Origin of the sequence: Microcystis sp. M061S2 (genome assembly GCF_020245605.1) — a bacterium.
In the GTDB taxonomy this organism is placed as follows: Bacteria; Cyanobacteriota; Cyanobacteriia; order Cyanobacteriales; family Microcystaceae; genus Microcystis.
Window position 1 is genome coordinate 21,460 of record NZ_JADBUP010000140.1, and the last position, 7,026, is coordinate 28,485.

The following is a 7,026-nucleotide window of genomic DNA, read 5'->3' on the forward strand; positions in this document are numbered from 1 at the left end:
CCCTACTCTCTTTGATTGGAAAGTAGGGATTTTTTTCAGGTCACTTTTGCCAACGGGGTAAACTTTTAATCACTTTCCATAGGCGAGGATATTGGAGGGATAGATAGCGCTTAATATGGGATTTTAAACTAACTAAATCCTGAGATTCTTTCAGTTCTCTATCTTGATAAAAACGAATTAAATCATCCCGTCTTTTCAGTAAAATTTTAATTTGTTGGTAATCTTCCGAGCTTAAAACTTGATGGGGTTGAATATTTTCTGGCAGCGGGCGCGGGATGTAAAAAGTTGTATGAGATGGGGATAATTCTAGGGCTGGACGTTCTTTGGTATAGAGATAAATAGAAAGAGATTTCCGGGATAAATGCCGTTGATTTTCTGGTAAGTTAATCTGAGAAAATCCATGCCATGAATGTTCATTAGTTTCAAAAATAACACAACGATTAAAGATAGGTACAAAAGATTTAATCTTATTTTCTTCTGGTTGACGGGGATTGGAATGTAACTCGAGATTCCCTCCCCAATCTGCTTGCCATTGGGGATTTAAATAGATTAATAAATTCAAGCGGCGATGATACCAGTGACGCTCATCAAGGTTAAAATCAATGTGAGGGTCTAATTCTTGACCGTGTAAATTTTCATGGGTTCCACCCCCATAAAAACTAGGGTCTGGAATTAAATTATCGATACCGGTTAATTGGGAAATTAACTCTAAAAACTCTTGAGCTTGAACGTAGCGGCCAAACTGTTGATAAACACCCCCCAAACCGATTAAATCCTCATTAACCGCCTTCCCGCCAACTTTTCCTAACTCACTAATGGCTTTTTGCGGATTAAAACTGGGAAAATTGTCCAGCAAAATTTGCGCTTGCTCCCCAACTAAAAAATTATCGATGACCAAATGCTTAAACGGTTGCGCTGTCTCAAAATCTTGACGATAGACAGAAGATTTCTCATAAACAAGGGGATTAATAAACATTAGACAGCTTTTTTGTTGGTATGATAAATTGTAGCAATCAAACTAGCAAAATAAAGATTAACTCTCCTATTGACCTCATCGCCTATGGACTGGTGGCACAAACTCAAAGATAATCCTCTCGCCCGTTGGGGAGCAGTTTTACTGTTAATCTTCTATTTAAGCGTAATGGCGGCGGATTTTGTCGCTCCCTACTCTCCCTACTCCTCCCAACCCGGTCAGTCTCTCCTACCCCCCACCGAAATCTTTTGGCGCTCGCAGTCGGGAAGTAACAAGGGTGAGTGGATTGGCCCCCACGTCTATCCCACCACTCAAAGTGCTATTAATATAGAAACTGGTGAGCGGAAGCTAATGAGAGATTTTAACAAACCCTTGCCGCTGCGTTTCTTGGTTAAGGGTGAAACCTATAATTTAGGTCAAATTCGCCTACCTTTGCCGCCAAAATGGCAGGAAGTAACTTTATTCCCCGGTATCCCTTTTGATCTCCATCTGTTCGGAGTCATCGGCGATGGTAGAATCAATATATTGGGAACTGACGAATCGGGACGCGATAGTTTTAGTCGCTTGATTTTCGGGGGCAGAATTAGTTTATTTATCGGTTTGGTCGGGATTTTAATTTCTTTCCCTATCGGTTTATTTGTCGGTGGCGTTTCTGGCTATTTTGGCGGTTGGTTAGATGCGATTTTAATGCGTTTTGTGGAAGTTTTAATGACTATCCCCGGCATATATTTACTCGTGGCCCTAGCGGCCGTTTTACCCGCAGGATTAACCAGCACCCAGCGCTTTTTATTAATCGTCCTGATTACTTCTTTTATCAGTTGGTCGGGATTAGCGCGGGTAATTCGCGGTCAAGTTTTATCCCTGAAAGAACAGGAATTTATTCAGGCCGCTAAAGCTATGGGAGCAAAACCCCTTTATATTATTCTGCGTCATGTGCTGCCCCAAACTGCTAGTTATATCATTATTTCTGCTACGTTAGCCGTGCCGGGGTTTATCGTGGCCGAATCGGTTTTAAGTTTGATTGGTTTAGGAATTCAACAACCGGATCCTAGTTGGGGAAATATGCTTTCTCTGGCTACCAATGCCTCAATTATTGTTCTACAACCCTGGTTAATTTGGCCAGCTGCTTTGTTAATTATTCTCACCGTTTTAGCTTTTAATTTACTCGGTGATGGTTTACGCGATGCCCTAGATCCTCGCAATTTAGAGAGATAATTTAGTTATTTTAACAGTCAGGAGTTAGGATTCAGGAGTCAGGAGATTATTTTTATTTATTCTCCCTGCTCCCTGCTCCCGACTTCCTGCTCCCCTCTCCCCACTTCCTAATTCATAATTCATAATTCATAATTCCCACTACCCCACTTTCCCATTATGAATAGAATCAGTAAAACTTTTAATAATTTCGCCGATAGTTTGGTGATTTATAGTCAAAGATACGGGAAAATAAGCTGGTTAATATTTTTAATTATCTTTGCTTGTATCATGACGATAACCTTTAATTATCCGGCACAATCCAGCAATCAAACCCAAGAAAAACCCGAAATTCGTGGAGTTTGGTTAACTAATATCGATAGTGAGGTATTATTTAAACCAGAAACCCTAAAAGATGCCCTTGATAGGTTGGCCGATTTAAACTTTAATACTATTTATCCCACGGTTTGGAATTGGGGTTATACACTCTATCCTTCTAAGGTAGCAGAAAAAGTCACGGGACGAGCGCTCGATCCCCATGAATCTTTAAAAAATCGCGACTTTTTAAAGGAAATAATTAGCCAAGGTCATCGGAAAAAATTAAGAATTATTCCCTGGTTTGAATTTGGTTTTATGGCTCCTGCGGATTCAGAATTAGCCAAACGGCATCCCGATTGGTTAACCCAAAGACAGGATAAAAGCGTAATTTGGTGGGAAGGAAAAGTGCATCAACGGGTGTGGTTAAATCCCTTACATCCGCAAGTACAAAACTTTATTACGGATTTAGTCAGCGAGATTATTACTAACTACGATATAGAAGGAATTCAGTTTGATGACCATTTTGGTTATCCCGCCGATTTTGGCTATGATGAAACCACAATTAAACTCTATCAAAGGGAACATTCTGGACAATTACCACCGCAAGATTACCAAGATAAAGCATGGATTCAATGGCGGGCCGATAAAATTACTGACTATATGAATAGTTTAGCCCAGACGATTAAAAAGCGCCAACCTAGAGCGATTATTTCCCTATCTCCTAATCCCTACACTTTCTCCCTAGAATCCTATCTTTTAGATTGGCAAAAATGGCAACAAAAAAACTTGATTGATGAGTTAATAATACAAGTGTATCGAACTGATATGAACGCCTTTGACTGGGAATTATCACAACCAGAATTACAGCAAGCTAGGCAATCTATCCCCGTAGCTATTGGGATTTTATCTGGTTTAAAAGGTCGTCCGATTCCGATGGTTAATATTACTCAACAAGTGGAAACATCGAGACAACAAAATTTTGGTGTTTCTTTCTTTTTCTACGAAACTTTATGGAATATGAGTAATGAATCTCCTTCCTATCGACGCAGGATTTTTCGAGAAATACTCCAGTCTGCTAATCCTCGCTAAAATTAGGGAAAATTGCTGACTTTAAGCGAAATTATCGCCCTAACCTGGCTATAGTTTCTTAAGTTTATCTTTAAATTAAGAAAAAGCAGCAGGGAGAAACTAAAATCGCTAGAATAAAGGAAGACTCTCCCTTATCACTTTATCCATGCTGATCAGATCTAACCGAAGCTCGATCGCTAAACCTATTTTACTGTTTCTTGGCTGCCTTGTGATCGGGCAGTTGGGGGTATTAGTGGTAGCCAATAGCCTCTGGTTTACCGAGATGGGTTATTTAAACACTTTCCTGAAGCAATTATCTTGGCAACTAGGATTAGGTTGGGGAAGTGCAATTCTTTCTCTACTCTTTATTTTTACTAATTTACGTTTAGCCCAGCGTTTTCGTTGGCAAAAAGCCAAGGAAGATAGTTATCCTCTTAGTCCTCAATCTCCCAGTATTAATTTACTCGGCCTTTTGATTATCGCAACGGGAATTGGAGCTTGGATCGGGTCAATGTTATTGTATTACAGTAAACTAGCCCTCAGTCTCTGGACACCAGATTTTAATCTTCCTAACCTTAGTTCTTCCCTAAGTTCTCCTCTGGAAATAGTTTGGATTAGGCAAGTATTAACAGATATTTCCAGTAATCTTTGGCAAGGGGTAATTATCGCTCTTTTAGTCTTGGGATTATTAATTAAAACCGAGTATTTTTTGCGAATAATATCTATAGTATTCACTGTAATGCTATCTTTTATTATTGCTGGGCAGTGGGCGAATTTTTTAAAATATTTTTATGGTGTTCCTTTCAATATTAACGATCCTCAATACGGGAATGATTTAGGTTTTTACATCTTTCAATTACCCCTGTGGCAGTTACTAGAATTATGGCTCAGTGGTGTGGGAATATATACTCTTTTTGCCGTTAGTTTAACCTATCTTTTTTCAGGTGATAGTCTTTCTCAGGGAACATTTCCGGGGTTTTCCCGTCGGCAACTGCGTCATTTATATGCCCTGTGGAGTGGGTTAATGGGGCTGCTAGTATTACACCATATTATTCAGCGTTACCTGCTACTTTATTCTCCCGAAGGAGTAGTTTATGGTGCGGGTTATATCGATGCTCATGTTGGTCAATTTATTGAAATTATTCTGGGAATTATTGCAGCAATAACCTCTATATGGTTAGGAGAAAAAGCATTATTTGGTAAAAGAAACCGTCGCAAATTACACAAAACCGCCAAGAAAAAGTTGTTATTTTTCCCCTACTTAGTTCCTGTATTTCTCTATTTAATTGTTTGGATCAGTGGCACAATTATCAGTGGAGGATTACAAAGAATAATCGTACAACCGAATGAATTAGTGAGAGAAAGACCCTATATTGAAAGAAGTATTCAATCCACAAGAGCGGCTTTTTCCTTAGATAGAATTGATGCCCAAGTTTTCGATCCACAGGCCGAATTAAATGCCGAAGTTTTAGAGAGAAACCATCTAACTATCGATAATATTCGTCTTTGGGACACCAAACCACTGCTAGAAACTAACCGACAATTACAGCAAATTCGCTTATATTATAAATTCCCCGATGCTGATATTGATCGCTATAGGGTACGAGTGGGAGTGCCTGAAAAAATCGAGGAACGTCAAATATCTGAAAAACAACAGACCATTATTGCCGCTAGAGAATTAGATTATAGTGCGGTTCCCACTTCTGCTAACACTTGGGTGAATAAACATCTCGTTTATACCCACGGTTATGGGTTCACTCTTTCCCCGGTTAATTTAGTAGCTGCCGGGGGTTTACCCTACTATTTTGTCAAAGATATCGGCACAAATAAAGACGAAGGAGCCCTACAAACCTCTAGCAAATTAATTGATTATAGCATTCCCATTGGTAAACCCCGCATTTACTACGGGGAATTAACTAATAATTATGTGATGACTCCCACCACCGTAGAAGAATTGGATTTTCCTAGCGGGGATGGAAATGTCTATAATACCTACGATGGTAAGGGAGGAATCCTAGTGGGGACGGGGTGGAGACGTTGGCTATTTGCCCTTTATCTGCGGGATTGGCAAATGTTATTTAGCCAAGATTTTACTCCCGAAACTCGCTTATTAATGCGTCGTGATATCCAAAATCGCGTGCAAACTATCGCCCCTTTTTTAAATTATGATCGCAACCCCTATTTAGTAGCGGCAGATGTGGGCGATAGTAGTAGTAAATTACATTGGATTATTGATGCTTATACTATTAGCGATCGCTATCCCTATTCTGACCCAGGAAAAGATAAATTTAACTATATTCGCAATTCGGTCAAAGTGGTAGTGGATGCCTATCATGGAACGGTGAATTTCTATGTTGCCGATCAAAATGATCCAATTATTCAGACGTGGAGTAAAATCTTTCCTCATCTGTTTAAATCTTTAGCAGAAATGCCAAAAACTATCCGCAGTCATATCCGTTATCCTGAAGATTTATTTAGTACCCAAGCGGAAAGATTATTAACCTATCACATGACCGATCCGCAAGTATTTTATAATCGGGAGGATCAATGGGAAATTCCCCTAGAAATTTACGGCACGGAACCCCAGGCTGTATCACCCTATTATTTAATCATGAAACTGCCCGATGCCGACAAAGAAGAATTTATTCTCCTCCATCCCTATACTCCCTCTAGTCGGCAAAATTTAATCGCTTGGTTAGCGGCGCGTTCAGATGATAGAGAGTATGGTAAGTTATTACTCTATCAATTTCCTAAACAAAGGTTAGTGTACGGACCGAATCAAATTGAGGCTTTAATTAACCAAGATCCAGATATTTCTCAACAGATTTCCCTTTGGAATCGGGACGGTTCTAAAGTTTTGCAAGGACACCTATTAATTATTCCCATTGAACAATCGCTACTTTATGTAGAACCTTTGTATCTAGTGGCAGACCAAAATAGTGTCCCGACAATCGCTAGAGTAACAGTTGCTTATCAAAATAAAATTGTCATGGAACCAACCTTGAAGGAAGCTTTAGAAAAGCTATTCTCAGGTGATCAGAGCTAAATTGCCGCTAATTGGCCACAAATTAGCAAGAAAGCTGATGCTAGTTCCAGAACGATCCTCAATATCCCCGAATTTGCCCGGAAAATTGCCTGCTCTGGTTAATCAGCCAATTTTAAAATCCAGTGTCATCAAAGGATTGAGTTATGCTTTTAATTAGAAAAGTGGGCAATTAATTCTGTGCGAGATAAATTAATTATTAAAGGGGTAAACTCCTCCACTGGTAATAATAAAATGCGATCGATAATTACGGATAAATCTGGGTCTAAACTACCAAAACGAGCTTTCAATAAATTTTCTATCACCAGACGTTCTCCCTGTTGAAGACCCTGTTGAAGACCCTGTTGAAGACCCTGTTGAAGACCCTGTTGAAGACCCTGTTGAAGACCCTGTTGAAGACCCTGTTGAAGACCCTGTTGAAGACCCTGTTGAA

The 7,026-nt window shown here is 39.6% G+C and carries 4 protein-coding genes and 1 pseudogene; 3 read left to right on the top strand and 2 right to left on the bottom strand.

Annotation, left to right across the window (positions count from 1 at the left end; translation table 11 throughout):
- Positions 1-40: 40 nt before the first annotated feature.
- Positions 41-976 (bottom strand): 2OG-Fe(II) oxygenase, encoded by a 936-nt coding sequence (locus tag IM475_RS20705; RefSeq protein ID WP_287728963.1) that lies wholly within the window; start codon positions 974-976, stop codon positions 41-43.
- An 84-nt stretch (positions 977-1,060) separates the two neighbouring features.
- Here IM475_RS20705 and IM475_RS20710 point away from each other — a divergent pair, with 84 nt between their 5' ends.
- The 3 genes from IM475_RS20710 to IM475_RS20720 all read left to right on the top strand — a co-directional run bounded on the left by IM475_RS20710 (position 1,061) and on the right by IM475_RS20720 (position 6,596).
- Positions 1,061-2,188 (top strand): ABC transporter permease, encoded by a 1,128-nt coding sequence (locus IM475_RS20710; RefSeq protein WP_287728964.1) that lies wholly within the window; start codon positions 1,061-1,063, stop codon positions 2,186-2,188.
- A gap of 156 nt (positions 2,189-2,344) precedes the next feature.
- Positions 2,345-3,571 carry a glycoside hydrolase family 10-like protein gene (locus IM475_RS20715; RefSeq protein WP_287728965.1) on the top strand — a complete coding sequence of 409 codons (1,227 nt, stop codon included), beginning with the start codon at positions 2,345-2,347 and terminating at the stop codon, positions 3,569-3,571.
- Between the two features lie 145 nt (positions 3,572-3,716).
- Positions 3,717-6,596, top strand: a complete 2,880-nt coding sequence (locus IM475_RS20720) for a UPF0182 family protein (protein WP_287728966.1) — start codon at positions 3,717-3,719, stop codon at positions 6,594-6,596.
- Positions 6,597-6,745: 149 nt separating this feature from the next.
- Here the strand turns inward: IM475_RS20720 and IM475_RS20725 are convergent.
- Positions 6,746-7,026 (bottom strand): annotated as a pseudogene (locus tag IM475_RS20725) (flagellar assembly protein H); the annotation flags it as partial.